At 74.6% G+C, this 24691-nt stretch carries 24 protein-coding genes; 12 read left to right on the top strand and 12 right to left on the bottom strand.

Going from position 1 to position 24691, the window contains the following annotated elements; translation table 11 throughout:
* Positions 1-143: 143 nt before the first annotated feature.
* A complete protein-coding gene (locus tag ACFVHI_RS30755) occupies positions 144-824 on the bottom strand; it encodes a TetR/AcrR family transcriptional regulator (protein ID WP_380344934.1) in 681 nt (226 codons plus the stop codon).
* 135 nt (positions 825-959) lie between these two features.
* On the opposite strand from ACFVHI_RS30755, the gene ACFVHI_RS30760 reads away from it, so the two are divergent.
* Positions 960-1997, top strand: coding sequence for an aldo/keto reductase (locus ACFVHI_RS30760; RefSeq protein ID WP_380344962.1), 1038 nt, complete (start codon positions 960-962; stop codon positions 1995-1997).
* Positions 1998-2047: 50 nt separating this feature from the next.
* Positions 2048-2614 (top strand): GNAT family N-acetyltransferase, encoded by a 567-nt coding sequence (locus ACFVHI_RS30765; protein WP_380344936.1) that lies wholly within the window; start codon positions 2048-2050, stop codon positions 2612-2614.
* On the opposite strand, the gene ACFVHI_RS30770 is transcribed toward ACFVHI_RS30765, so the two are convergent.
* Positions 2611-4677: an MDR family MFS transporter gene (locus ACFVHI_RS30770; protein WP_380344938.1), complete on the bottom strand. Its 2067-nt coding sequence runs from the start codon at positions 4675-4677 to the stop codon at positions 2611-2613. The two genes, ACFVHI_RS30765 and ACFVHI_RS30770, sit on opposite strands and share 4 nt — an antisense overlap.
* Before the next feature lie 230 nt (positions 4678-4907).
* Between ACFVHI_RS30770 and ACFVHI_RS30775 the strand changes: the two genes are divergently transcribed.
* Positions 4908-6377 carry an MFS transporter gene (locus tag ACFVHI_RS30775; protein ID WP_380344940.1) on the top strand — a complete coding sequence of 490 codons (1470 nt, stop codon included), beginning with the start codon at positions 4908-4910 and terminating at the stop codon, positions 6375-6377.
* A gap of 33 nt (positions 6378-6410) precedes the next feature.
* Here the strand turns inward: ACFVHI_RS30775 and ACFVHI_RS30780 are convergent, their stop codons facing one another.
* Positions 6411-7262, bottom strand: coding sequence for an ABC transporter permease (locus tag ACFVHI_RS30780; RefSeq protein ID WP_380344942.1), 852 nt, complete (start codon positions 7260-7262; stop codon positions 6411-6413).
* Positions 7259-8170 carry an ABC transporter ATP-binding protein gene (locus ACFVHI_RS30785; RefSeq protein ID WP_380344944.1) on the bottom strand — a complete coding sequence of 304 codons (912 nt, stop codon included), beginning with the start codon at positions 8168-8170 and terminating at the stop codon, positions 7259-7261. The genes ACFVHI_RS30780 and ACFVHI_RS30785 overlap by 4 nt, the downstream gene beginning before the upstream one ends.
* Positions 8171-8302: 132 nt before the next feature.
* Between ACFVHI_RS30785 and ACFVHI_RS30790 the strand changes: the two genes are divergently transcribed.
* Both ACFVHI_RS30790 and ACFVHI_RS30795 read left to right on the top strand, forming a co-directional pair.
* Positions 8303-9499 (top strand): sensor histidine kinase, encoded by a 1197-nt coding sequence (locus ACFVHI_RS30790; RefSeq protein ID WP_380344946.1) that lies wholly within the window; start codon positions 8303-8305, stop codon positions 9497-9499.
* Positions 9496-10206, top strand: a complete 711-nt coding sequence (locus ACFVHI_RS30795) for a response regulator transcription factor (RefSeq protein ID WP_063350507.1) — start codon at positions 9496-9498, stop codon at positions 10204-10206. Before ACFVHI_RS30790 ends, ACFVHI_RS30795 begins: the two co-directional genes overlap by 4 nt.
* An 11-nt stretch (positions 10207-10217) precedes the next feature.
* Here ACFVHI_RS30795 and ACFVHI_RS30800 read toward each other — a convergent pair whose 3' ends face one another.
* The 4 genes from ACFVHI_RS30800 to ACFVHI_RS30815 form a co-directional block, all read right to left on the bottom strand.
* Positions 10218-11057 carry an SAM-dependent methyltransferase gene (locus ACFVHI_RS30800; protein ID WP_063350508.1) on the bottom strand — a complete coding sequence of 280 codons (840 nt, stop codon included), beginning with the start codon at positions 11055-11057 and terminating at the stop codon, positions 10218-10220.
* A gap of 129 nt (positions 11058-11186) precedes the next feature.
* Complete coding sequence (locus ACFVHI_RS30805) at positions 11187-11948, bottom strand: hypothetical protein (RefSeq protein ID WP_380344948.1); 762 nt, start codon at positions 11946-11948, stop codon at positions 11187-11189.
* A gap of 119 nt (positions 11949-12067) precedes the next feature.
* Entirely contained in the window at positions 12068-13081 is a 1014-nt protein-coding gene (locus tag ACFVHI_RS30810) for a DUF1648 domain-containing protein (RefSeq protein ID WP_244293540.1), read from the bottom strand.
* Entirely contained in the window at positions 13078-13425 is a 348-nt protein-coding gene (locus tag ACFVHI_RS30815) for a GntR family transcriptional regulator (RefSeq protein ID WP_063350510.1), read from the bottom strand. The genes ACFVHI_RS30810 and ACFVHI_RS30815 overlap by 4 nt, the downstream gene beginning before the upstream one ends.
* A gap of 137 nt (positions 13426-13562) precedes the next feature.
* Between ACFVHI_RS30815 and ACFVHI_RS30820 the strand changes: the two genes are divergently transcribed.
* The 5 genes from ACFVHI_RS30820 to ACFVHI_RS30840 all read left to right on the top strand — a co-directional run bounded on the left by ACFVHI_RS30820 (position 13563) and on the right by ACFVHI_RS30840 (position 20476).
* On the top strand, positions 13563-15992 hold the full coding sequence (locus ACFVHI_RS30820; RefSeq protein WP_063350511.1) for a DUF4118 domain-containing protein: 2430 nt from the start codon (positions 13563-13565) through the stop codon (positions 15990-15992).
* A 408-nt stretch (positions 15993-16400) separates the two neighbouring features.
* Complete coding sequence (locus tag ACFVHI_RS30825; RefSeq protein WP_063350512.1) at positions 16401-16955, top strand: universal stress protein; 555 nt, start codon at positions 16401-16403, stop codon at positions 16953-16955.
* Positions 16956-16958: 3 nt separating this feature from the next.
* Positions 16959-17375: a hypothetical protein gene (locus ACFVHI_RS30830; protein ID WP_159398562.1), complete on the top strand. Its 417-nt coding sequence runs from the start codon at positions 16959-16961 to the stop codon at positions 17373-17375.
* A 373-nt stretch (positions 17376-17748) separates the two neighbouring features.
* Positions 17749-19320, top strand: coding sequence for an APC family permease (locus tag ACFVHI_RS30835; protein WP_063350514.1), 1572 nt, complete (start codon positions 17749-17751; stop codon positions 19318-19320).
* A gap of 106 nt (positions 19321-19426) precedes the next feature.
* The gene (locus ACFVHI_RS30840; RefSeq protein ID WP_063350515.1) at positions 19427-20476 is read left to right on the top strand and encodes a Clp protease N-terminal domain-containing protein; all 1050 of its coding nucleotides are present in this window, start codon (positions 19427-19429) and stop codon (positions 20474-20476) included.
* Between the two features lie 184 nt (positions 20477-20660).
* Here the strand turns inward: ACFVHI_RS30840 and ACFVHI_RS30845 are convergent, their stop codons facing one another.
* The 3 genes from ACFVHI_RS30845 to ACFVHI_RS30855 are packed head-to-tail and all read right to left on the bottom strand — an operon-like array spanning position 20661 to position 22425.
* Positions 20661-21050, bottom strand: coding sequence for a roadblock/LC7 domain-containing protein (locus ACFVHI_RS30845; protein ID WP_063350516.1), 390 nt, complete (start codon positions 21048-21050; stop codon positions 20661-20663).
* Positions 21047-22069 (bottom strand): hypothetical protein, encoded by a 1023-nt coding sequence (locus tag ACFVHI_RS30850; protein ID WP_063350517.1) that lies wholly within the window; start codon positions 22067-22069, stop codon positions 21047-21049. The genes ACFVHI_RS30845 and ACFVHI_RS30850 overlap by 4 nt, the downstream gene beginning before the upstream one ends.
* Positions 22066-22425 carry a hypothetical protein gene (locus ACFVHI_RS30855; RefSeq protein ID WP_063350518.1) on the bottom strand — a complete coding sequence of 120 codons (360 nt, stop codon included), beginning with the start codon at positions 22423-22425 and terminating at the stop codon, positions 22066-22068. The genes ACFVHI_RS30850 and ACFVHI_RS30855 overlap by 4 nt, the downstream gene beginning before the upstream one ends.
* Before the next feature lie 141 nt (positions 22426-22566).
* Here ACFVHI_RS30855 and ACFVHI_RS30860 point away from each other — a divergent pair, with 141 nt between their 5' ends.
* Together ACFVHI_RS30860 and ACFVHI_RS30865 are read left to right on the top strand one after the other, a co-directional pair.
* Positions 22567-22932 carry a hypothetical protein gene (locus ACFVHI_RS30860; protein ID WP_063350519.1) on the top strand — a complete coding sequence of 122 codons (366 nt, stop codon included), beginning with the start codon at positions 22567-22569 and terminating at the stop codon, positions 22930-22932.
* Between the two features lie 486 nt (positions 22933-23418).
* The gene (locus tag ACFVHI_RS30865) at positions 23419-24102 is read left to right on the top strand and encodes a GPP34 family phosphoprotein (RefSeq protein WP_063350520.1); all 684 of its coding nucleotides are present in this window, start codon (positions 23419-23421) and stop codon (positions 24100-24102) included.
* A gap of 66 nt (positions 24103-24168) precedes the next feature.
* Here the strand turns inward: ACFVHI_RS30865 and ACFVHI_RS30870 are convergent, their stop codons facing one another.
* The gene (locus tag ACFVHI_RS30870) at positions 24169-24585 is read right to left on the bottom strand and encodes a DUF3592 domain-containing protein (RefSeq protein WP_244293541.1); all 417 of its coding nucleotides are present in this window, start codon (positions 24583-24585) and stop codon (positions 24169-24171) included.
* Positions 24586-24691 lie beyond the last annotated feature (106 nt).

A 24691-nucleotide genomic window follows, 5' to 3' on the forward strand; every position in this document is an offset into this window, starting at 1 on the left:
AAAACCACACCCGGGGCCACGCGCCCCCTATAATCAATCCCGTTTCCTTAGCGGCCGTACCCCGGGTCCCCGGCGCCCCCCCCCCCCGCCGCCGCGCCGGGCTTTGCGAATACCTGCGCGCCCGGCGGCGTTCCCGGACGGTCTCAGATGCCCTCCTGCCGGTGCGCCCCCGCCCGGGCGGCCGCCTCGGCGGCGGCCGCGGCGCGGTCGGCGGCGGCCTCGTCGAGCGGCTCGGCGGTGGTGAGCATCCGGTAGTAGAGCGGCGCGGAGACGGCCCGGACCACCTCGAACGCGTCGGTGTCCGGCGGGAGTTCGCCGCGGTCGACGGCCTCGGTGACGCACGGTGCCCACTCCTCGACCCGGCGCAGGTAGAAGTGTCGCAGCGCCTCGGCGGCGCCCGGGTCGCAGGTGGCGGCCACGATCACCGCGCGGAACAGCGCCCCCTGCCGGGGGTCGCCCAGCGTGCGCTGGACCAGCCGGGCGTTGGCCCGCAGGTCCTCGGCGAGGGAGCCGCTGCGGGTGCGCGGCAGTGACTGCTCGGCCATGTCCGCGAGCAGGTCGGCGACCAGCGCGCTGGTGGTGCCCCAGCGCCGGTAGACGGTGGTCCGGCCGACCTCGGCCCGCTGGGCGACGTCGCCGAGGTCGAGCCCGCCGAAGCCGTGCTCGACCAGGGCGTCCTCGGCGGCCCGCAGGACGGCGGCGCGGACCCGGGCGGTGCGGCCGCCGGGGCGCCGCGTTCCGGGCGTGGGGGTCTCCGGGGCGTCCGGGGCGTCCGGGGTCTCTGGAACGTCCGGGGCGTCCGGCGCGGAGGGCTCGGCAGTCATTAACGGGATTCCTGTTCCATTAGGTCGATGCGCCCTGCTAGGGTCGAGCCATCCTAACGGAATGGGAGTCCCGTTAAGGGCTCTGAGGGGAGAACTGCCATGGAAGCCAGCACGACAACCAGCACGACAACCGCCATGGAATACCGCCGGCTCGGCTCGTCCGGCCTCAAGGTCCCCGCGCTCAGCCTCGGCACCGGCACCTTCGGCGGCCGTGGACCGCTGTTCGGCGCCTGGGGCACCACCGACGTCCAGGAGGCCCGCCGCCTGCTCGACATCGCCATCGACGCCGGAGTCACCCTCTTCGACACCGCCGACGTCTACTCCGACGGCGCCTCCGAAGAGGTCCTCGGCCAGGCCATCCGCGGCCGCCGCGACCAGGTGCTCGTCTCCACCAAGGCCGGCCTGCCGACCGGCGACGGCCCGCAGGACGCCGGCACCTCCCGGGCCCGCCTCACCAGGGCCGTGGACGACGCGCTGCGCCGCCTCGACACCGACTACCTCGACCTCTTCCAGCTGCACGCCTACGACGCCGGCACCCCGATCGAGGAGGTGCTGTCCACCCTCGACGACCTCGTCCGGGCCGGCAAGATCCGCTACACCGGCGTCTCCAACTTCTCCGGCTGGCAGCTGATGAAGTCCCTCGCCGTCGCCGAGCGCTACGGCCGCCCCCGCTACGCCGCCCACCAGGTCTACTACTCGCTGGTCGGCCGCGACTACGAGTGGGAGCTGATGCCGCTCGCCCAGGAGGAGGGCGTCGGCGCCCTGGTGTGGAGCCCGCTCGGCTGGGGCCGCCTCACCGGCCGGATCCGGCGCGGCCGACCGCTCCCGGCCGACAGCCGGCTGCACGACACCGCCGACTACGGCCCGCCGGTCGAGGACGAACTGCTGTACCGGGTGGTCGACGCGCTCGACGGGATCGCCGCCGAGACCGGCCGCACCGTCCCGCAGATCGCCATCAACTGGCTGCTGCGCCGCCCGACCGTCTCCTCGGTCATCATCGGCGCCCGCAACGAGGAGCAGCTGCGGCAGAACCTCGGCGCGGTCGGCTGGTCGCTGACCGACGAGCAGGTCGCCCGGCTGGACGCGGCCAGCGCCCGCACCGCGCCGTACCCGTACTTCCCCTACCGCCGGCAGGAGGCCTTCGCCCGCCTCAACCCGCCGCTCGTGGGCTGAACCGGGTAATCCGCTTGCCGTGCCGCCCGGCCTGCGGCAAGGTCCGCACCATGTCCGAACTGCACGAACCCGAACCGCACGAGCCCGACCTGCACGAACCGGAACCGCGCGAACCCGACCTGCGCGAACCCGACCTGCGCCGGCTCGGCTCCGACGACTGGGCGCTCTGGCGCGAGCTGCGCCTGGCCGCGCTGACCGAGGCGCCGTACGCCTTCGGCTCCACCCTGGCGGACTGGCAGGGCGCCGGCGACCACGAGGCCCGCTGGCGCTCCCGCCTGGAGATCCCCGGCGCCCTCGACCTGGTCGCGGTGCTGGACGGCCGCCCGGTCGCGATGGCCAGTGGCGTCCCGGCCGACGAGGGCGGGGCGGCCGCCGAGCTGATCTCCCTGTGGGTCGGCCCGGCGGCGCGCGGCCGGGGTGTGGGGGACCGGCTGATCGGCGCGATCGCCCGCTGGGCCGCCGAGCAGGGGTTCACCACCCTCAAGCTGGCGGTGAACCCCGACAACGACGCGGCCATCGTCCTCTACCGCCGCAACGGCTTCGCCGAGACCGACGAGCCCGGCGACCTGATGGCCGACGGCGTGCGGCGCGAACTGATCCTGGCGAGGAAGCCCTAGGTTCGCGCCGCGGCCTTCGAACGGGCGTGGGCCGGAAGGCCGTTGGCGAGGTCTTCGACCATCAGGCGCCAGGCGATGGCGGTCGCCGCGGTGCGCAGCTGGGGGCTGCGCGGGCGGCCGGCGTCGGCGTCCAGCCGGGCGTTGAGCCAGTCCGACCAGGCCTGGGCGAGGACGCGGACCTCCTGGGAGCCGGCGTCGGTGGGGGAGAGTCGGTCGCCGTCGCGGGTGAGGTAGCCCTCGGCGGCCATCCGGTCGAAGACCGGTTCCAGGACCTCGGGCGGGATCCGCTTGCGGGCGGCGATGAGGTCCAGGGAGGCCTGGCCGACGGCCTTGGTGTGGCCGGCGACCTCCATCAGCGCCCAGGCCCCGGCCAGGTCGACCCGGGTGTCGGCGTCGTCGACGATCGAGCGGACGGTGTCGAGGTCCACGCCGCGCACGAGCTTGCCGACGGCGTACTCCAGGTGCGGGTCGGAGTCGCTGGTGGTCGGCTGGGCGAAGCCCTCGCCCATGTCGGTGGAGCCGGCCCGGGCGGTGTCCCGCAGTTGCACCTGTTTGAGGAAGAGCGCGACCACGAACCCGACCAGGGCGACCGGCACCGTCCACAGGAACACGGTGTGCAGGGCGTCGGAGTAGGCCTGGATGATCGGGGCCGCCTGCGCGGCGGGCAGCCGGTGCAGGCCCTGCGGGCTCTCGGCGGCCTGGGTGAGCAGTGCCGGGTCCGCGCCGGTGAGGTGGGCCGAGGAGGCCACGCCCCGGGCGAGTTCGGTCTTGAGGCTGTTGGCGTAGATGGTGCCGAACACGGCGGTGCCGAAGGAGCTGCCGATGGTGCGGAAGAAGGTCACCCCGGAGGTGGCGGTGCCGAGGTCCGCGTAGTCGACGGTGTTCTGCACGGCGATGGTGAGCACCTGCATGCTCAGCCCGATGCCGACGCCGAGCACGAACATGTAGAGGGAGGCGAGCGCGGTGCCCGTGCCGGGTTCGAGCCGGGAGAGCAGGTAGAGGCCGACGGCCATCACCAGGGTGCCGACGATCGGGAACACCCGGTACCTGCCGGTCTTGCTGACGGCGTTGCCGCTGGCGATCGAGGCGAGCAGCAGCCCGATCACCATCGGCAGCGTCCGCACGCCGGAGACGGTCGCCGAGTCGCCGTCGACGTACTGCAGGAAGGTCGGCAGGAAGGTCAGCGCGCCGAGCATCGCGAAGCCGACGATGAAGCTGAGTACCGAGCAGACCGCGAACACCGGGTTCCGGAACAGCCGCATCGGCAGCATCGGTTCGACGGCCCTGCTCTCCACCCAGCAGAACAGCCCGAGGGCGACGGCGCCGCCGGCGAACAGGGCGATGATCACCCCGGAGCCCCAGGCGTACTCGTTGCCGCCCCAACTGGTCGCCAGGATCAGGGCGCTGGCGCCGATCGCGACGAGTGCGATCCCCAGGTAGTCGATCACCGGGCGCACCGCCGAGCGCACCGAGGGGATGGTCCGGGCGGCCGCGATCACCACCAGGATCGCGATCGGCACGTTGACGTAGAACGCCCAGCGCCAGGACAGGTGGTCGGTGAACAGCCCGCCCAGCAGTGGCCCGATGACCGTCGCCACGCCGAACACCGCGCCGATCGCGCCCTGGTACTTGCCGCGCTCGCGCAGCGGGATGACGTCCGCGATCAGTGCCATGGCCGTCACCATCAGGCCGCCCGCGCCGATGCCCTGGAGCGCCCGCCAGGCGATCAGCAGCGTCATGTTGGTCGCCAGGCCGCAGAGGAACGAGCCGGTGATGAAGACGACCGCCGAGACCTGGAAGAGCAGCTTGCGCCCGTACAGGTCGCCGAACTTGCCGGCCAGCACGGTGGCCACCGTCTCGGCCAGCAGGTAGGCCGTCACCACCCACGACATGTGCGCGGCCCCGCCGAGGTCCGCGACGATGGTGGGCAGCGCGGTGCCGACGATGGTCTGGTCGAGCGCGGCCAGCAGCATGCCGAGCACGATGGTGCCGAAGACGACGTTGCGCTGCCGGACGTCCAGCACCGGCGGGGCGGTCGGCGGGGTTTCGGTGGCGGCGTTCATGTCCTCAGCCTCCGGGGCGCCGGGAGAGGCCGCGATCGGGTTCGGCCGTCCGGGTGAGCGGCGGCGCGGGCGGCGCAGCCCGGCTGGCGGCTCCGGGGCCGCGCCGTCCACGATGGCCGTTCGGAGGGGGGCCGCGCGCGGCGGGCGGGCAGCCGGACCGGGAAGACCGGTCGACGGCCGGCCGCCGGACGCGAAGCCAGACGACCGCCGGACGCCCGGAAGGTGCTCCCATGACGGCCCAACCCCCGTGCAGCCCCCCGGAACAGCGGCCCGGCGCATCCGCCGCGGGCCGGCGGGCCGAGGCGCGGCGCTGGCGGGCGCTGACGGTCTGCCTGGTCGCCGGGTTCATGACGCTGCTGGACGTCAGCATCGTCAACGTCGCCCTGCCGACCGTGCGGGCCGGGCTGCACATGTCCGACAGCGGCCTGCAGTGGGTGCTCAGCGGCTACGCGCTCGCCTTCGGCCTGGTGCTGGTCCCGTCCGGGAGGCTCGGCGACGCCCGCAGCCGCCGGGCCGTCTTCCTGACCGGGCTCGCCCTGTTCACCGCGGCCAGCGCGCTGGCCGGGGCGGCGCAGAACCAGGAGTGGCTGGTGCTGGCCCGGCTGTTCCAGGGCGCGGCCGGCGGGGTGCTGGTGCCGCAGGTCTCCGGCTTCATCCAGGTCCTGTTCCAGGGCGCCGAGCGCGGCCGGGCCTTCGGCGCGCTCGGCGCCACCATCGGTCTGTCCACCGCCGTCGGCCCGCTGCTGGGCGGCCTGCTGATCCACCTGTTCGGCCCGCAGAACGGCTGGCGCTGGGTGTTCCTGGTCAACCTGCCGATCGGCGTCGCCGCCCTGCCCATCGCCTACCGGCTGCTCCCGCCGCCCCCGCCGGCGGCCTCGCGGGCCGGGCACCGGGACTTCGACCCGGTCGGGGTGCTGCTGCTCGGTGCCGGGACGGTCGCGCTGCTGCTGCCGTTCGTCCAGGCGCAGCAGTGGCACGGCTCGACGCGCTGGCTGCTGCTGCCGCTGGCGGCGGTGCTGCTGGGGGCCTTCGTGGGCTGGGAGCGGTACTACGCGCGGGGCCGGGAGCCGCTGGTGAGCATGGCGCTGTTCGCGGTGCGCCCGTACGCGGCGGGGGTGGCGCTGTCGCTGGTGTACTTCGCCGGGTTCACCGCGATCTTCTTCATCTTCACGCTCTACCTCCAAGCGGGCCTGCACTACTCGGCGCTGACGGCGGGCCTGGCGATCACGCCGTTCGCGCTGGGCTCGGGCGTGTCCGCGGCGATCGGCGGACGGCTGGTGCACCGGCTGGGCCGCCGGTTGGTGCTGCTCGGCCTGGTGCTGGTCCTGGCCGGCCTGCTGGCCTCGGCCCTGGCGGTGCAGCTGTGGACGGGGTCGGCGATCGGCTGGGCGACGGTCGTGCCGCTGCTGGTCGCCGGGGTGGGCAGCGGGCTGGTGATCGCCCCGAACCAGACCCTGACCCTCCAGCGGGTGCCGATCGCCCGGGCGGGCAGCGCCGGCGGTGTCCTGCAGACCGCCCAGCGGGTCGGCTCGGCGGTCGGCATCGCCATCGTCGGCTCGGTCTTCTTCGCCCACGCCCAGGGCCCGCGCCCGGACTGGGCGCTGGCCTTCCAACTGGGCGTGACGGTCGCGGCGGGCCTGGTCCTGGCGGCGCTGCTGGTGGCTCTGGCGGATGTGGCGGCAGGCCGCCGCGACGGGTGAGCAGCGTTTCCGGCGCCGCCGCCGGACGGCGGGTCAGTGGTCGCGGCGCTGGACGGCGACCGCGGCGACCACCACCGAGGCGAGCGCCCAGAGCGCGAACGTGGCCCAGGAGCCGGCGACGGTGGCCGGGTGCGCGGAGGGCAGCGAGTGGGTCAGGTCGACCTGGGCCAGCCGGCGCCAGGCCTGGAGCGGCATGGCGTGCAGGAGGTCGGCCGACCAGCGGTAGCGCTCGTTGAAGAACGCCGGCAGGAAGAACAGCACCAGGACGGTGCCCACGACGGCTCCGGCGGTGTGCCGGATCAGCGCGCCGAGGGCGAAGCCGGCGAGGGCGCAGACCGGGGCGAACAGGGCGGCGGCCGCGACGAAGCGCAGTGCGGTCGGGTCGGTGACGGACACGCCGATGTGGGTGTCGGCGAGGACCGCCTGGCAGGCGCCGAAGGAGACGCCCGCGGTGACGGCGCCGTAGCCGAGCATGACCGCGGTCAGTACGCAGGCCTTGGCGGCGATCACGGCCCGGCGGTCCGGGACGGCCACCAGCGTGGTGCGGATCAGCCCGCTCGCGTACTCGCCGACCAGGACGAGCGCGCCGACGCTGCCCGCGACGATCATCACGACGTCGGCGGCGATCATGGTGAAGGAGTCGCCGAGCGCGACCTGCAGCATGGTCGCCGGATCGCCGTCGCCGACGGTGTAGCGGTCGTAGGTGTACCGGGCCGCCTTGAGGTTGGCGGCGATGATGAACAGGGCGCTCAGGCCCAGCACCCAGACGGTCGAACGCAGGGACCAGAACTTGATCCACTCGGCGGCGAGCAGGTCGCCGAAGCGGGCGCGTGGCCGGGGAAGGGGCCGGGGAAGGGGGCGGGGGGTGGTGGTCGCGGTGCTCATCGGGGCTCTCCGGCCAGGTAGTCGACGCTGTCGGCGGTCAGTTCCATGAACGCCTCCTCCAGGGAGGCGGTGCGGGTGGTCAGGGCGTGCAGCAACAGGCGCTGCTCCAGGGCGAGTTCGCCGATCCGGGTGGCGTCCAGGCCGGTCACGGCGAGCGCGCCGTCCGGGCCGGGGCGGACGGTGGCGCCCGCCGCGGTCAACACGGCCGCCAGCCGGTCGGGTTCGGCCGCCCGGACGGTGACGCCGGTGCGGCCGGCCCGGGCGGAGAACTCCGCCAGGCTCTCGTCGGCGATCAGCCGGCCCCGGCCGATCACCACCAGGCGGTCGGCGGTGTGCTCCATCTCGGCCATCAGGTGGCTGGAGACGAAGACCGTCCGCCCTTCGGCTGCGAGGCGGCGGAACAGGCCGCGCACCCACAGCACGCCCTCCGGGTCGAGGCCGTTGAGCGGCTCGTCGAAGAGGAGGACGGGCGGGTCGCCGAGCAGCGCGCCGGCGATGCCCAGGCGCTGCTTCATCCCCAGCGAGTAACCGCGGATCCGGCGCCCGGCGGCCTTGGTGAGCCCGACCTCGTGCAGCACCTCCTCGACCCGCGCGGCCGGGATCGCGTTGGCGCGGGCCAGCGCCCGCAGTTGGGCCGCGCCGCTGCGCCCGCCGTGGACGTCGCCCGCGTCGAGCAGGGCGCCGACGTCGCGCAGGCCGCGCGGCCGAGACCGGAACGGGCGGCCGTCGACGGTGGCGGTGCCGCCGGTCGGGTCGTTGAGGCCGAGGATCAGCCGCAGGGTGGTGGACTTGCCCGCGCCGTTGGGGCCCAGGAAGCCGGTCACATGGCCGGGCCGGACGGTGAAGGTGAGGCGTTCGACGGCGGTGGTGCGGCCGTAGCGCTTGGTCAGCTCGGTGACTTCGATCATGGGCTCAACGGTGCCGGGCGGGGCCGGGCCGCCGCATCGGACCGGCGCTGACACCGCGCGCCCCGGCTGTCACCCCCGGTCGTACAACCACGGTCCGATGACGGTGACTCGGGCCGCCGATACGATCTTCGTATGCTTGCGACGCCCTCTCCGCCCCTGTTCCGGCGCGTTCCGCCCGAGGTCTGGGTCGGACTCGCCTGGTGCGTAGCCGCCGCCTACCCCGCCGTCCTGCTCGGCGGCAACGCCCGGTACCACGGCGGGGCCGCCGCCCACGGCGGCCTGTCCTTCACCCTGGCCACCACGGTGGTGGCCTTCGCCGGCGCCGCGCTGGTGCGCCGACTCCCGGTGCTCGCGGTCGCCCTGCTGTTCGTCGCCGCCTTCACGGAGACCGACGGCTGGGCCGCCGACACCCAGGTGCCGCCGGCCTCCCTGCTGGCCGTGGACGTCGCGCTCTGCCTGATCACCGCCACCCGGCCGCGCCGCAGCTCGCGGGCCGCGTTCGCGCTGGTGATGAGCCTGCTCGTGCTGCACATCGGCCTGGTGCACGGCAACACCGTCGGCATCTTCACCGGCACCCACATCGGCTCCGCCGACGGCGCCGCGCTGCTCGCCCTGGTCGCCTGGCTGATCGGCCGCTCGATGCGGCAGAACCGCGAGCACGCCCAGGCGTTGAGCACCCGGGCGGCCACCGAGGCCGTCACCGCCGAACGGCTGCGGATCGCCCGCGAGATGCACGACACCGTCGCCCACACCATCGGCATCGTCGCCCTCCAGGCCGGCGCCGCCCGCCGGGTCATCGACACCCGCCCCGAACGGGCCAAGCAGGCGCTCGGCGAGATCGAGAACGCCGGCCGGGACACCCTGGCCGGGCTGCGCCGGATGCTCGTCGCGCTGCGCCAGGCCGACGGCGAGACGTCGGCGACCACCCCCCAGGGCCTGGCCGACCTCGACCGGCTGGCCGCCGCGACCACCGCCGCCGGCGTCCGGGTCGAGGTCCGGCGGCGGGGTGAACAGGGCCCGCTGCCACCGGAGATCGACCTCTCGGCGTTCCGAGTCATCCAGGAGTCCGTCACCAACGTGGTGCGGCACGCGGACACCCGCTCCTGCGAGGTCCTGGTCGACCGCCGCACGGCGGGCGAGGTGGCCGTGGAGATCACCGACCGGGGTACGGGCCCCGGCACCGACCCGGGCCGGGGCACCGGCTTCGGCCTGGCCGGGCTGCGCGAGCGGGTCGGCCTGCTGGACGGCGAGTTCGAGGCCGGTCCGCGCCCCGAGGGCGGCTTCCGGGTCGCCGTCCGACTGCCGATCCCCGTGGAGGTGAATGCATGACCCGCGTCCTGCTGGTCGACGACCAGCCGCTGGTCCGGGCCGCACTGGAGATGGTCATCACCGAGACCGCCGACGTCGAGGTGGTCGGCGAGGCCGGCACCGGCGCCGAGGCCGTCCGGCTGGCCGGTGAACTGCGGCCCGACGTCGTCGTGATGGACCTGCGGATGCCCGGCATGGACGGCATCGAGGCGACCCGCCTGATCACCGGCGGCGGTGGGCCGACCAGGGTCGTCGTGCTCACCACCTTCGACGACGACGACCACGTGTACGCGGCGCTGCGCGCCGGGGCGTCCGGCTTCCTGGTCAAGGACATGGCGCTGGACGACATCCTCGCCGCCGTCCGGGTGGTGGCCGCCGGGGACGCCCTGATCGCACCGAGCGTCACCCGCCGGCTGATCTCCTCCTTCGCGGACCAGCGGCCGGCCCCGGGCCGGGCAGCCGCCGCGTCACCGGCCGCTGCACCGGTGCCGGCCCCCGGGCCGACACCGGCCGCCCGGCGGCTGGGCGCGATCACCGACCGGGAGCGGGAGATCCTCACCCTGGTCGGCCGGGGCCTGTCCAACACCGAGATCGCCGCCGAACTGGTCCTCAGCATCGCCACCGTGAAGACCTACATGACCCGGCTGCTGGCCAAGCTCGACGCCCGCGACCGGGTCCACCTCGTCATCCTGGCCTACGAGGCGGGCCTGGTCGCCGTCCCCGGCTGACGTCGGCAGGCTCAGCGCTTGATCGCCACGCCCGCGTACATCGCGATGTCCTGGTCGCGGATCGGCGCGGCCCCGGTGTCCGGGCGCCAGTGGTGGACCAGGGTGACGCCGGGGTCGAGGAGGTCGTAGCCGTCGAAGAAGGCCGCGGTCTCCTTCTGGTCGCGGATCTGCAGCGGGATGCCGCGCGCGTTGTACTCCCGGCCGACGCCGCCCACGCCCACCGGGTCGGTGTCCCCGGTGAACACGGTCAGGGCGAGGAAGCTGCCGGGTGCCAGGGCGTCCATGAAGCGGCGCACGATGCCCTGCGGGTCGTCCTCGTCGAGCACGAAGTGGACGATGGCGATCAGCGACAGCGCCACCGGCTGGGAGAAGTCGAGGACCTCGCGCAGCCGGGGGTTCTGGATGATCGACTCCGGGTCGCGGAAGTCGGCGTCCACGTAACAGGTGCGGCCCTGCGACGTGCTGGACATCAGGGCCCGCGCGTGGGTGAGCACGATCGGGTCGTTGTCGACGTAGGCGACCCGCGCGTCCGGGGCGATCGACTGGGCGATCTCGTGGACGTTGGGCGAGGTGGGGATGCCGGTGCCGATGTCCAGGAACTGCCGGACGCCGTACTCCTCGGTGAGGTGGCGGACGGCGCGCTGCATGAAGTCGCGGGTGGTGCGCATGGAGATCGGCAGCGACGGCCAGGCCTGCACCGAGGCGTGCGCGGCGACGCGGTCCGCCTCGAAGTTGGTCTTGCCGCCGATGAGGTAGTCGTAGACCCGCGCCGAGTGCGGTACGTCCATCCGCAGATCCACCGACGGGTACTCCTCCTGCGGACCGCGCCCTGCCCGGACCTCGTTCGACATACTCGTCCTCCCGTTGCTGGGGTTCCGTCACCGGCCGCCCTGGTGGCGGGCCTTGGTGCGCATGGTAACGGTGTTCCGGGACGACAAGATGACCATCTCTTGGGGTTAAGGCCCCCTTAAGAGCGCATCCTAGGGCTGGGCCGCCGGGCTGCCGGTGGCGGGGGAGCCGCTCTGCCCCGGGAGGAGAGGGTGGTGTCCGTACGATCGACCGGCGGCGGCCAGTTCGAGCGCGGCGCCGGTCCAGGCGGCACCGAACGCCCAGGTCGAGAACCACTCGCACAGGTACAGCGGCCGGACGGCCCAGTCCGTGCCGACGCCGGCCACCCCGGCGACGACGGCGAGCAGCAGGAGCACCAGGATCAGCACCCCGGCCGCCAGGTAGGCCCGGCTGACCCAGGACGGCTGGGTGGAGCGCGGGTTGCGGAAGGAGTAGACGCAGAACATCGCCAGCACGAAGAGCAGCAGTCCGGCGAAGGCGTAGTGCAGCAGGCCGACCGCGCTCTGGAACGAGGTCGCGCCATGCGGCGCGGTCGGGCACAGGGCGACCCCGAGCGCGAACACGCCGGCGGCGGTGCTCCAGCGGTCGTCCCGGCGGTCGAAGCGGTAGCAGATCAGGAACACCCCGAGCGCGCACAGGCCGCCCACGAAGAGGTTCCGGGTGCTGGTGTAGTACGAGCCGCTCATCGAGGCCGGCCAGAATCCCGTCGTGCTCTGGCCCCTGAGCTCGGCGAACAGCCAGTTCCCCAGGGGGAGTGCGAGCGGCAGCAGGATGCCGATCAGTCCGACGCCGAGTCGTAGGAAGGTGATGGTCCGTTCGTCCTGGTTGGTGCCTCCCCGGGCGACGACCGCGTCGCGCTCCGGGTCTCCCGCCGTCCGCCGTTCGTGGGTCACGGACGCCTCCTTGCCCTCTGCACTATGAGCAGCTGTCAGCTGGTGTACCCACGGTGCGGCCCCTGTCCACACCACCTGAACGGGCGGTTTGAAGACGGACCCCAGCGGCGTGACGGGGGTCAGCCGGTGGGGCTGGCGGACCTGGCGATGAGGGAGTTGAGCAGGGCCGCGCCGCGCTCGGCGTCGTCGACGCTCACGGCGAACTCGCGCCCGCGCCGGGTGCGGACCACCAGGCAGACGCCGCGGCGCAGCATCACGGTGGTGCCGAGGCCGTTGACGCGGTAGCCCCAGCCGCCGGCCTGGGCGGGGGTGCGCAGCTCGGCGCGGGCCGAGTCGAGGTCGGCGGGGGACCAGCGCCGGCTGGGCCAGCCGAACGGGCCGAAGTCGACGGACAGGCCGTCGGCGGTCACCCGGGTCGTGGCCGAGGAGCAGCCGAGCGTGATGACGGAGGTGGAGGCGAACGGCACGATCAGCGACCAGTTGAGCGCGATCAGCCCGCTGGCCGGCGCCAGCACGGCGCCCAGGGCGCCCAGGGCGAGGACGGCCGAGGCCAGTTGCAGCCACGTGTTGGCGGCTCGGGAGAGCCAGACCAGGTGCTCGCCCGGCACGGCCGTCAGCGTCGGCGCCCCGGCCGCCGGTCGCCCGCCGGTCGGGGAGTCGACGCGCGGGCGGACGGCCAGCCAGGTCAGCAGGCCGGCCAGGCCCGCCGCCACGACCAGGACGACCACCTCGAAGCCCATCGGCGCGGCCTCCTGCCAGCGCGCGCGGTCCAGGTTGGCGTGCACGATGGAAGTCTGCGCCCCCGTCAGGAGCACTCCGCCGGCCGCCAGCGCCGGCCCGATGGCACCGCGCGCCGTCCCGGCCCGGAACCGGAGGGTGGCCGCGGCGGCCAGCACCAGCACCAGCCAGACCGCCGCCGGGAACAGCGCGGCCGCCGTCAGTGACATGGAGCCGTCCGGGTCCTGCCCGCCCCAGTGGGTGGCGAGCGGGTCCGGCAGCCGGTGGCGCGCGGCCCACGGCAGCGCGATCAGCAGGGCCAGGACGCCCGCCGACCAGGCCACCGCGCCCCAGAACGCGCCGCGCCCCGCCCCGGGCTCCCGGCGCTCCTTCGCTATGAGCTTCCCGTCCGTCACGACATCCCCCTGATCATGTCCACGAGATCGTTCCTGCTGTAGCCGGCCCGGGCCGCATCGGCGACCAACTGCCGTACCCGCTCGGCCAGTTCGGAGCGCGTGTCGGCGTCCTCGGCGACCGTGACGCCACGGCCCCGGCGGAACTCCAGCACGCCCTCGTCGCGCAGCGTGCGCAGCCCGCGCAGGACGGTGTTGGTGTTCACCCCCAGCGCCCGGGAGAGCTCCCGGGCCGGTGGCAGCCTGTCTCCGGGGGCGCACTCGCCCTCGGCGACGGCCCGCCTGATCGCGCCCGCCACCTGCTCGTGCAGGGGGCGGGCGTCGCCGGTGTCCAGCTTCAGCAACATGGTGCTAATGACGATAGCACCATCCAGATCTCTCGTCGGCCGCCTCGCGCGCCCCGCCACCCCGCCGGAGCGCCCGCCCCCTCGCGCACCCCGGCGCCCCGGCGGAGCATGGACACCGAGGAGGTGGCGGCACGGCGGTGAGCGGACGACTGCGGGTGTTCCTGGGGGCTGCGCCGGGGGTCGGCAAGACGTACGCCATGCTCGCCGAGGGCCGCCGACTGCGCGACGACGAAGACCTCGACGTCGTCGTCGGACTCGTCGAGACCTACGGCCGCCGGGGCACCGAACACCAGCTCGGGGACCTGCCCGTACTGCCCCGCCGCACCGTCGGCCACCGCGGCACCACCCTCACCGAACTCGACGTCGACGCCCTGCTCGCCCGCCGCCCGCAGCTCGCGCTCGTCGACGAACTCGCCCACACCAACGCCCCCGGCGGCCGCCACCCCAAACGCTGGCAGGACGTCCGGGAACTCCTCGACGCCGGCGTCGACGTGGCCACCACCGTCAACATCCAGCACCTGGAGAGCCTCAACGACGTCGTCGAACAGATCACCGGCGTCGCCCAGCGCGAGCGGATCCCCGACGAGGTGGTCCGCGCCGCCGACCGGATCGAACTCGTCGACCTCAGCCCGCAGGCCCTGCGCACCCGGATGGCCCAGGGCGCGATCTACCCGCCCGACCGGATCGACGTCGCCCTGGACCACTACTTCCGGGCCGGCAACCTCGGCGCCCTGCGCGAACTCGCCCTGCTCTGGCTGGCCGACCGGGTCGAGGAGGAACTCGCCGACTACCGCGCCCGGCACGGCATCCGGGCGCCCTGGGAGACCAAGGAACGCATCGTCGTCGCCCTCAACGGGGCCCCGCAGGGCGAGCACCTGATCCGCCGCGGCGCCCGCACCGCCACCCGGGTGCACGGCGACCTGATCGGCGTGCACGTCCGGCCCGACGACGGCGCCACCGTCCACGAGCCGCCCGCCCTCGCCGGCCAGCGCGCCCTGCTGCACGAACTCCACGGCGGCTACATCGAGGTCGACGGCACCGACGCCGCCCGCGCCCTGGTGGACTTCGCCCACGCCGAGAGCGCCACCCAGATCCTGCTCGGGCCGACCAGCCGCAGCCGCCTGCGCGAACTGGTCTCCGGCTCGGTGATCAACCGCGTCATCCGGCTGGCCGGCCCGATCGACGTCCGGGTCGTCCCCCCGCCCCAACCCGGCCTGCTGGCCGTCCCGCCCGCACCCCGGCGCCGCCGCCCGGCCGCCGTCCCGCCGCGCCGCCGGCGCCTGGCCTGGCTGGCCGGCCCGGCCGCAACGGCCGCCCTGGCCTGGGCGCTCTCCCCGCTGCGCGACTCGCTCGCCCTCCCCGGCGCCCTGCTCTGCCTGCTGCTGGCCGTCGCCGCCACCGCCCGGCTCGGCGGCCTGCTGCCCGCCGCCGCCAGCACCGCCGCCGGGGTGCTCGCCGCCGACTACTTCTTCACCGCGCCCTGGCACAGCCTCGCCGTCACCCGCGGCGCCGACCTCGCCGCACTGCTGCTCTTCCTCGCCGTCGCCGGGATCATCGCCCACCTCATCGACGGCCTCACCCGCCGCTCCCAGCAGGCCGACCGGGCCCGCGCCGAAGCGGCGGTGCTGGCCCGGCTGGCCGGCGCGGCGGTCGAATCCGGCGCCCGCGCGGTGCCCGACCTGGTCGCCGACCTGCGCCAGGTGTTCGGCCTGGAGGGCGCCGCCGTCCTGGTCCGCACCGGCCGGTTCTGGCGCCCCGCCGCCGCCTCCGGCACCGCCCTCCCGCAGCGCCCCGAAGAGGCCTCACTCGCCGTCGACCTCGGCCCGGACGCCGTCCTGGCCCTGCGCGGACCGGCGCTCACCGAGCAGGACACCCGACTGCTCGGCCCCTACGTCACCCAGCTGCGACTGGCCCGGGAACGCGAACGGCTGGCCGCCCAGGCCGCCGCCGCCGAGACCCTCGCCCACACCGACGCCCTGCACACCGCACTGCTGGAGGCCGTCGGACAGGACCTGCGCGCCCCGCTCGCCGCGCTGCGCCGCGAGGCCGCCGACCTGCCGGGGCCGCCGGGGCGGCGGATCGCCGCCGAGGTGCGGCGGATGGAACGCCTGGTCGCCGACCTGCTGGACCTCGACCGGCTGCGGGCCGGCGAGCAACCGGTGCTGCTGCGCCCCACGGCGCTGGCCCCGGTGCTCGCCGCCGTGCTGGCCGCGCTGCCCGCCCTGCCCGCCTCGCCCGCCGAGCAGAGCGGCGAGCAGCGCGATGAGCAGCGCGACGTGCGCCTCGCGCTCCCGGACGGCCTGCCGCCCGTGCTCGCCGACGCCGGGCTGCTGGAACGCGCCCTCACGGTCGTCCTGGCGGGGGCCGGCAGGCCCGCCCTGGTGGACGCGGGCGCGGTGGCCGGGCGGATCCACCTCCGGGTGCGGGCCCCCGGCCCGGCCGCCGACGGCACCGGCCTCACCGTGGCGCGGGGCTTCGTCGAGGCGATGAACGGCGAGCTCACCGTCGAACCGTCCCCCGCCGGCGGCACCGCCTACACCCTCGACCTCGCCCGCGCCCCGGCCTGACGCCACGGCTGATCGCCCGCGATCCGGCATCCGGGCCGCCGTGCCGCTGCGCGGCTCCCGCCTTCCGCCGCGCCGCCTCCCGCCTTCCATCTCCCGCCTTCCGGCTCCCACCGCGCCGCCTTCCGCCTTCCGCCTCCCGCCTCCCACCGCGCCGCCTCCCATCTCCCGCCTCCGCTGCGCCGCCTCCCGCCTTCGCCGAACGGGTGAAACCAGGTGGCGGCGGGAGGCAGGCGGGCGGTCGGCGTATGGAGCGCGTTGGGAAGGCGGCCCGGGGCGTCAGGAAGGCGTCAAGGACGGGCGGCTGGCGGCCGGCGCGGCGGTTGGGTGGAGGACGACACACCAGGTGACGCGCCAGGTGACACACCGGGCGACACGCCGGGTACCGGAACGACGACGCGAGGACGGACCATGCACGGCAACGGGCGGTACCAGGGCAGCGGCACCGGCAGGGTGGTGGTCGGGGTCAGCGGATCGCTCGGCAGCCTCGCCGCCCTGCACCGCGGCGTGGCGGAAGCCCGCAGCCGTGGCGCCGAACTCGTCCCGGTACTCGCCTGGGAGCCGCCCGGCGGCGAACTCGGCTACCGCCGCTCGCCGTGCCCGCCGCTGCTCGCGGCGGTGCGGGAGGCGGCCGAACAGCGGCTGCGGGACGCCCTCGACGCGGCGTTCGGCGGCGCCGACCCCGGCGTGCCGCTGCGCCCGCTGGTGATCAGGGGCGAGACCGGGCCCGCCCTCGTCCAGGCCGCCGACCGGCCGGACGACCTGCTGGTTCTCGGCCAGAGTGGCAGTCTGCTGCGGCGTCGGTTGCGGCGCTCGGTCACGGCGCACTGCGCGCGCGAGGCGGGCTGCCCGGTGCTGACCGTCCCGGTGCCCGAGCTGCTGCACGAGCTGGAGGCGCTGCACCGGCGTACCCGGTGGCACCTGCCGGTCGGCCCGGCGCCCGAACTCGTCGCCGCGAAGGGGTAGGGCGTGCGGATGTACGCGGCCCGGCCGGGCGGGCGGCGCTACCACCCGGTCCTGGAGCGGCTCTCCGCCCCGACCTCGGGCACGGTGGCCCTGCTCGCCGGCGGAGTCCTGGCGATGGGCCTCGGCGGGCTCGGCGAACTGCACTCCGGTGGGCTCGCCTACGTCGCCTACCTCGGCCTGTGCGCGATCCTCGGCGGCTTCTCCCGGCCCCGGGCGGCGCCGCTGATCGGACTGGCGGCCTGGCTGTGCTGCAACGCCTTCGCCGAGCACCGGCACGGCGAACTGGGCTGGGCCGGGCCCTGGACGGAGGGCTCGCACTTCGCGGTGTTCACCGCCACCGCCCTGCTGGTGGCCCTGCCCACGACCCTGCCGCGCCGGACGGTCCGGGTGGCGCGGCTGCGCCTCGACCAACTCGGGTGAGACCCCACAGACGGTCCCTCACCGGCCTTCGGGCCGGCGGGCGGACCACGCCGAGACCAGGGCTCCGGCCGGTACTCCGGAGCCCTCGGCAACCGGTGGAAAACAGGTGGGAGGCGCGCGGCGCCGTGGCGGCGGAGCGGTCGCCGTTCGGACAGTGGGCCCGCTGAGCGAGGCGGGCACCGCCGCGACCGCACCACGGCCCGCGCCGCGCGTCGTCCGTCCAGTCCGGAAGTCCGGAAGCCCGGCAACCCTGCGCCCAGGCCGCCGGGCTGCCCGCTCGCCGTCCCCGGGCCGCCCGTCGAGGGCGGCGTTACGCTGAGACGACCAGATCGGTCCTCGCGGCCCCCGCTGCGCACTCAAGGGGGTGGGGCCAGTGCCGGCGTCCCCGACCAGCCCCCCGACCGGCGGTCCGAGCGACCGTCCGACGGGTTCCGGTGCGGGCGAGAAGGGCCTGAAGACCGGCGCCCTGGGCCTGCTGTCCTCGGTGTGCATCGGCCTCGCCTCCACCGCCCCCGCCTACAGCCTGGCCGCGACCCTCGGCATCGTCGTGGTCGGGGTCGGCCTCCAGGCGCCCGTCGTCACCGTCCTGGCGTTCATCCCGATGCTGCTGATCGCCTACGCCTACAAGGAGCTCAACGCCGCCGACCCGGACTGCGGCACCACCTTCACCTGGGCCGCCCGGGCGTTCGGCCCGCGCACCGGCTGGATGGGCGGCTGGGGCATCGTCGTCGCCGACGTCATCGTGATGGCCAACCTGGCGCAGATCGCCGGGGTGTACGGCTTCCGGCTGGTCGGCCTGGACTCGCTCGCGGACAGCCGGGTGTGGACGACCAGCGCCGGGGTGCTGTGGATCGTCCTGATGACCGCGATCTGCTACATCGGCATCGAGCTGTCCGCGACCCTCCAGCGCTGGCTGCTGGCCGTCGAGGTGGTGATGCTGGTCGCCTTCTCGCTCACCGCGCTCGTCAAGGCGTACGGCTCCGCCGCGCCCCCGACGGCCATCCCCGTCGACGCGTCCTGGTTCAACCCGTTCAACGTGCCCTCGACCTCGGCGTTCACCGCCGGCATGCTGGCCGCGGTCTTCATCTACTGGGGCTGGGACACCGCCGTGTCCGTCAACGAGGAGACCGCCGACTCCGCCCGCACCCCCGGCCGCGCGGCCGTCATCTCCACCGTGCTGCTGCTCCTCATCTACGTCCTGGTCGCGACCTCGGCGCAGTCCTTCGCCGGGGTCGGTACGGACGGCATCGGGCTCGGCAACCCGGCGCACTCGGGGGACGTGCTGTCCGGCCTGGGTGACGCGGTGTTCGGCACCACCGGGATCGGCGCGGTGCTCAGCCGGCTGCTGATCCTGATGGTGCTGACCTCGGCCGCCGCCTCCACCCAGACGACGATCCTGCCCACCGCCCGCACCACCTTCTCGATGGCCACCCACCGGGCCATCCCGACCGGCTTCGCCCGGGTGCACCCGCGCCACCGCACCCCGACCTGGTCGACGGTCGCCATGGGCCTGGCGTCGATCGCCTTCTACGTCCTGCTCACCGCGATCAGCGGCAACGTGCTGGCCGACTCGATCGCCTCGGTCGGCCTCGGCATCGCCTTCTACTACGGCCTGACCGGTTTCGCCTGCGTCTGGTACTACCGCCGGGTCCTCACCCGCAGCGTCCGGGACTTCGTCTTCAAGGGCGTGCTGCCGCTGGCCGGCGGCCTGATGCTGCTGTACTTCTTCGCCTACGGCGCCTTCGACGTCTACGCCGACCCGGACTACGGCGCCACCTCGATCGACCTGCCGGGCATCGGCCGGGTCGGCGGGGTGACGGTGATCGGGCTGGGCGCGCTGCTGCTCGGCGCGGTGCTGATGCTGGTGCAGCGGCTGGTGCAGGGGTCCTGGTTCCGCCACCCGGACGTCCCGGTGAGCGCCGCCGACCCGGCCTCCGCGCCCTGAGTCCAGAACCGGCCGGTTCTGACGTTTCCTTGACGCGCAGTCACGTGTAAAGGGCGAGCAAAGCAGGCATATAGTTCGGGCAAAGCATCGTGGTGGGAGGGGCCGGATGGAGACGACGCTGGAACCGGACTGGCGCACGCTCGGCGTCCTGGGCGCGGCCCGGGGCGCACGCGGCGGGGGTGACGGCCGCCTCGGGACGGAACACCTGCTGGCCGCCGTCGCCGGGGCGAAGGGCCCGGCCGGTGAGGCCCTGTCGGCCGCCGGGGCGACCGCGACCGCCCTGCTCGCCGTCCTGCGCGACCGCCAGGGTGGGGTCGACACGGCACGCTGGGGCTCGGACGACGGGGCCGGTGCGAGCGTGCCGGCCCGCGACGTGCTCGGCCCGACCGGGGAGCGCGGCCTGCTGCTCAGCGGCGCCGCCGCCCGCGCCCTGGCCGGCGCCATGGAGCGGGCCCGGCAGGACGGCGAGCGGAAGTTCAGCGCCGAACACCTGTTGCGCGCCCTGCTCGCCGATCCGCACGCCCGGGCCGCCGAACTGCTGCACGCGGCGGGCGTCGCGCCGGGAGCGGTGCTGGAGCGGCTGGCGGCGCCCGTCGGCCTCGGGGCGCCGGACGGCCCCGGCGCCCCCGATGATCTGGACGACCTCGACCCGCTGCTGCGCCCCACCCGGGACGCGCTGCTCGGCCGCACGCCGTACCGGCTGCCGCGCTGGAAGCGGCTGCTGGTGCCCGGCTTCGCCAAGATGAACATCGCGGTCGCGCCGATGGCCTGGGTCCGGCTGGAGGTCGACGGGCAGGCGCAGCGCCTCGGTCGCCGTGCGCCCGGCACCGAGCACGTGCTGCTGGCCGTTCTCGCCGTGCACGAAGTGGCTTGCCGGCACCCGCAGTTGGCCGGCGAGGGCGGCGCGGACCCGGCCGAGCGGCACGCGGGCGGGGTGCGGCTGGCCCGGCTCGGCCTGGACTACGCCCGGGCCCACGCCGCGCTCACCGCCGGTCGGGTGCCGCTCGCGGCCGACCCACGAGCGGTCGAGGCCTACCTCTCCGGCGCCACGGACAGGCAGGGAACCGGGCCGCTGGTGGAGACGCTCCTCTCGGAGGAGACCCGGGCCCGGCGGCTGGTCGAGGCCCTGTGCGGAGATCGGCTCGATCGCCCCTGATTACTACTGAACGGCGTTGGGACTAGGGGCTCTCTTTCGGATCACGTCGGATCAGCGCGCGGCGTCGGAGTGCGTGCATCGCAAGGCGGAGGAGGGAGTCCATGCGGAGTATCGGCGACCGACGACAACGCGGCGAGGTGCGTGCTCCGGCGTCGCTCGCCCGGCGTGATCCGAAAGAGAGCCCCTAGACCGCGGGGACCATCCCGAGCAACTCGCTCAGGCGGCGGACCGTGGCGGGCGACTCGCGGTGCAGGCCGGCGACGTCGAGGCCCTCGTCTCCCAGGATCATCAGCAGCGCCTGCTCCCCGATCGCCAGCACCACGACGTAGCCGCTGTTGCAGCGGGTGACCACGTCGCGCAGGCCGCCCACGCCGACCTCGGCCGCGGTGCGCCGGCCGAGGCCGAGCATGGCGGCCGACAGGGCGGCGGCCGACTCGGGGTGGACGGCGGCCGTGTCGGCGGCCACCAGCAGGCCGTCAGTGGTGGAGATGACACTCTCCGAGATGCCCATGACCCGGTCGCGGAGGGACTTCAACTCGTCGACCAGCACGGCGGTCGGTGTCTGGCTGCTCATGGTGCGCTCTTCTCGCTCTGCTCGGTCGTCTCGGTACGCGCGGTGTGTTCGGCGCGGTGTGCGTTCGGTGGACCCTCGGAAGCGGCCGCCGCTCCCTCGGATCGGGTGGGCAGGCCGCCGGGGCCGCCCGGACCACCCGCGCCGCGTCCGCTGCGGACGCGGCGCGGCAGCGGCCCGGTGTCGGCCGGCGGCGGTTCGCCCGTCGGCATGCGCGGGGCCACGCTCGGTGCCAGGGGAGTGGGGTGCGCCGGTTCCCGGTGGAGCAGGTGCCGGGCGTCCATCCGTACGACGTCGAGGAGCACCGCGAACACACCGCGTCCCAGGGCGAAGCCGAGGTCGCGCGCGGTGCGGCGGCCGGTGGCGGCGGCCAGGATCTCCCGGTAGCGGACCGGGATCCGCAGCGCGCCGGATTCGGCCCGGGCGGCAGGACGGATCCGGATGCGGGCCAGTTCGCCGGGCGGTCCCCAGAGGCGGGTCAGCAGGGCCGTCCGCCGGGCGGTCTCCTCGAAGAGCTGCTCCGGCTCGATGCCCGGGCGCAGCGCGATCCTGGCAGGCGGCGCCGCCTCGGCCGTCTCCCAACTGCCGGGCGGGCTCAGCACCAGGGCGAAGGCCCCGTCGAAGGCGGCGGCGGCGCAGACGGCTTCGAGCTCGGCGGCGCCGATCGACCCCTGAGCCACCAGGGCCGCGCCGAGGTCGCCGCCCCAGGTCGGGGGAGCGTCGGCCGGCCGGCCGACGGACGCGGCCGTCTCGGCGGACGCCCACTCCTCCTCGCCGACGCGCCGGGACTTCAGCAGCAGGGTCGCGGCGGTCGGGGCCCCGGGGGTCTCGATCGCGGCGACCAGACCCTGCTCCAGGTGGATCGTGCCGCCCGGTGCGCTGGAGACGGTGACCGAGCCGGTGAACTCCGTCCGGCGCAGCGCGAGCAGCAGCGCGGGCACGTTGCGCGCGGTGGGCGGAGCCGGCGTCGTGGGAACTGCGGGCATGGCGGGCGGCGCCGTGTCGTGGGACGGGTCGGTCATGCCAGCAAGTCCTGCGCGCGGTCGGCGGTCTGGCGGACGGCCAGCGCCAGGTTGGTCCGTTCCCGGTCCAGCACGGTGGCCAGCAGCAGGGGGTCGCCCATTCGGGACACCACCTGGACGACCTGGTGATGACGGGTGCTGGTGACCACCAGGCTCTCCAACTCGCTCTCCGCCCCTGCCTCGTACAGCCGCTCGCCGATCAGGTTGGTCAGCTCGGCGAGTTCGGCCCCGGTCCCGAGCAGCCGGTGGTCCCCGGCGGACTGGTAGCTGAGACCCGTGACGGCGTCGACGAGCGCGGCACCGACCACTCCGGGGGAGCCGAGCACATCGGAGAGAGAAGCTTCGAGTGCGCGCACCAGTACCCCTTCACGTTCTGAACCCCGGTAGCGTACTTTATTCCATCATTTTCACGAGGCGACCACAACCGGCGACTTCTTGCTATTTTGTTCCTGCACACGGGAGTTCTGCCCGGAAGTCACGCAAAGGACGAACAGCGCATGAACATTGACGACGCACTCAAGGACGCGATGGCCATCGAGGGGGCCATCGGAGTGGCCGTGGCCGACTACGAGAGCGGTATGTCACTCGGGTCCCTCGGCGGGGGGCAGCAGCTCGACCTGGAGATTGCGGCCGCCGCCAACACCGAGGTCGTTCGTGCGAAGATACGCGCCCTGGCCGCGCTGTCGATCGACGATGTCATCGAGGACATCCTGATCACCCTCGGCACCCAGTACCACCTGATCCGCCCGCTGACCCGCAGTCACGGCTCGCTCTTCCTCTACCTGGCGCTGGACCGCTCGCGCGGCAACCTTGCGCTCGCCCGGCACGGTCTCAAGCGCATCGAGGCCGCTCTCGACGTCTAGCCGAGGGCGGGCCGGCGGCCCGGGTCTCCGCGCCCCGTCCGGAAGGCCCGCCCGGAAGCCCTGCCTGAAGGGCTGCCCGAAGGCCCGCCCGGAAGGCCCGCGCGGGCCGCGTTTCACGCGTGGAATTCCGGACGGAGCGAATGCGGGGCGTGACGAACCGACTACGGGGATCCGTCCGTGGGAATCGGGCCGCGAATATCGCGGGTGCGCGCCGACCATGGAAATGCGTGACTTTCCGATGACTGGGCGTCATATTCGCCCCGGCTGTTCCGGCCGGCGACGGAGCGCCGGAATACCGTGGTCGAACCGCCGGAGCGCCGGTGTTTCGGCGGTGCCGCGGAACCGGCTCGACCACGCCGCGCGCGGCACGAAGGCGCGCCGCCGAGCCGCCGCGCCGGACGGCAGGGGAAGCGGGGGAGCCCGATGGGTACCGCTGGTAGTTGCCGGTTGCCTGTGATCGCCTCTGATCCGCGAAAGGAATGGAGCATGCACGTCACCCTCGCCGAGGAGCTGATGCTGTTGTCGCTGGACGACAAGTCCGGTGCTGCGAAGGCGGGTACGACCGCCGGCTGGGCGGTGGCGGGCGGGTTCCTCGCGGACCTCGCGCTGGCCGGGCGGGTCGTGGTGGACGACGGTCGGCTGACCGTCACCGACCGCACGCCGACCGGCGAGCCCCTGCTCGACGGGCGTCTCGACCGGCTCGCCGAGTGGGCGGAGCGCAAGGGCGCCGGAAAGGCCAAGCCGGCCGAGTGGCTGGCCAAGGACCAGCCGACGGCGATCCGGGACACCGTCCAGCGGCTGTGCGAGCGCGGCCTGGTCGTCGAGGAGCGCCACCGCGCCCTCGGCCTCTTCCCGGTCCGCCGCTACCCGGAGGCGGACGGCTCCGTCGAGCGCGCCCTGCGCGCACGCCTGGCCGCCGTGGTCCTGGACGGCGCCGAACCGGACGTCCGCACCGCCACGTTGATCGCCCTCCTGCATACCGCCCGCCTGTACAAGGTGGCCTTCCCGGAGCAGCCCCGCAAGCAGGTCGAGCCGCGCTTCGCGGAGATCGCCGAGGGCGACTGGGCGGGCGAGTCCGTCGGCCAGGCGATCCGGAACATGCAGGCCGCCGTGGCCGCCATCGCGGCCGTCACCATCGCCACCACGGCCGCCACCACCGTCATCACCTGAGCCGGCAACGGCGCCGGGCCCGCCCCACGACTCGGTTCTGATGAACGTCGCAACTATCGGGCAGCCTCACAGGACGGCGACCGCCAGCGTGATCGCGACCAGCACCATCAGCAGCCCGAGCGCCACGAAGCCGTACTCCAGGGGCCTGCGTTCGCGGCCGTCCACCAGGACCTGCCGGGGGTCGGCCGGGTCGTAGCGGACCTGCACGTGGCCGCCGTCCGGCAGCGGGTGGCGTGGGGTGGACGGGACGGGCGAGAAGACCTCCACCACCCGGCCGTCCTCGGTCTCGAACTGCAGCAGCGGGCGCGGTGGCAGCGCGCGGTCCTCCGGGGCGGGGACGCGGGCGCGCACCAGGGCCTGGGCCGGGACGCCGACCCGGCGCAGCCGCCGCAGGTCGCGCAGCCCGACCACCCCGGCGAGGTAGGCGACCACGCCGCCCAGGCCGCCGAACACCACCACGGCGAATCCGGCCGTCCCGCCCACCGCGCCTCCCTGTCCGAATCGCCCCCGGACACCCCAGTATTGCCGACCGCAGGCACTCCTGACGCCTGGAACCCACCCAGTTCACGGTGGAGCCCCGCCACTCCGG

Source organism: Kitasatospora sp. NPDC127121, assembly GCF_042677305.1.
In the GTDB taxonomy this organism is placed as follows: domain Bacteria; phylum Actinomycetota; class Actinomycetes; order Streptomycetales; family Streptomycetaceae; genus Kitasatospora.

Bases quoted from the DNA above. Each gene is read 5' to 3' on its own strand.
- ACFVHI_RS30795 (WP_063350507.1), top strand. From the start codon at position 9,496: ATGACCCGCGTCCTGCTGGTCGACGACCAGCCGCTGGTCCGGGCCGCA.
- ACFVHI_RS30790 (WP_380344946.1), top strand. From the start codon at position 8,303: ATGCTTGCGACGCCCTCTCCGCCCCTGTTCCGGCGCGTTCCGCCCGAG.
- ACFVHI_RS30825 (WP_063350512.1), top strand. From the start codon at position 16,401: ATGCACGGCAACGGGCGGTACCAGGGCAGCGGCACCGGCAGGGTGGTG.
- ACFVHI_RS30780 (WP_380344942.1), bottom strand. From the start codon at position 7,262: ATGAGCACCGCGACCACCACCCCCCGCCCCCTTCCCCGGCCCCTTCCC.
- ACFVHI_RS30840 (WP_063350515.1), top strand. From the start codon at position 19,427: ATGGAGACGACGCTGGAACCGGACTGGCGCACGCTCGGCGTCCTGGGC.
- ACFVHI_RS30760 (WP_380344962.1), top strand. From the start codon at position 960: ATGGAATACCGCCGGCTCGGCTCGTCCGGCCTCAAGGTCCCCGCGCTC.
- ACFVHI_RS30865 (WP_063350520.1), top strand. From the start codon at position 23,419: ATGCACGTCACCCTCGCCGAGGAGCTGATGCTGTTGTCGCTGGACGAC.
- ACFVHI_RS30770 (WP_380344938.1), bottom strand. From the start codon at position 4,677: ATGAACGCCGCCACCGAAACCCCGCCGACCGCCCCGCCGGTGCTGGAC.
- ACFVHI_RS30785 (WP_380344944.1), bottom strand. From the start codon at position 8,170: ATGATCGAAGTCACCGAGCTGACCAAGCGCTACGGCCGCACCACCGCC.
- ACFVHI_RS30800 (WP_063350508.1), bottom strand. From the start codon at position 11,057: ATGTCGAACGAGGTCCGGGCAGGGCGCGGTCCGCAGGAGGAGTACCCG.
- ACFVHI_RS30860 (WP_063350519.1), top strand. From the start codon at position 22,567: ATGAACATTGACGACGCACTCAAGGACGCGATGGCCATCGAGGGGGCC.
- ACFVHI_RS30755 (WP_380344934.1), bottom strand. From the start codon at position 824: ATGACTGCCGAGCCCTCCGCGCCGGACGCCCCGGACGTTCCAGAGACC.
- ACFVHI_RS30765 (WP_380344936.1), top strand. From the start codon at position 2,048: ATGTCCGAACTGCACGAACCCGAACCGCACGAGCCCGACCTGCACGAA.
- ACFVHI_RS30815 (WP_063350510.1), bottom strand. From the start codon at position 13,425: ATGTTGCTGAAGCTGGACACCGGCGACGCCCGCCCCCTGCACGAGCAG.
- ACFVHI_RS30845 (WP_063350516.1), bottom strand. From the start codon at position 21,050: ATGAGCAGCCAGACACCGACCGCCGTGCTGGTCGACGAGTTGAAGTCC.
- ACFVHI_RS30850 (WP_063350517.1), bottom strand. From the start codon at position 22,069: ATGACCGACCCGTCCCACGACACGGCGCCGCCCGCCATGCCCGCAGTT.
- ACFVHI_RS30775 (WP_380344940.1), top strand. From the start codon at position 4,908: ATGACGGCCCAACCCCCGTGCAGCCCCCCGGAACAGCGGCCCGGCGCA.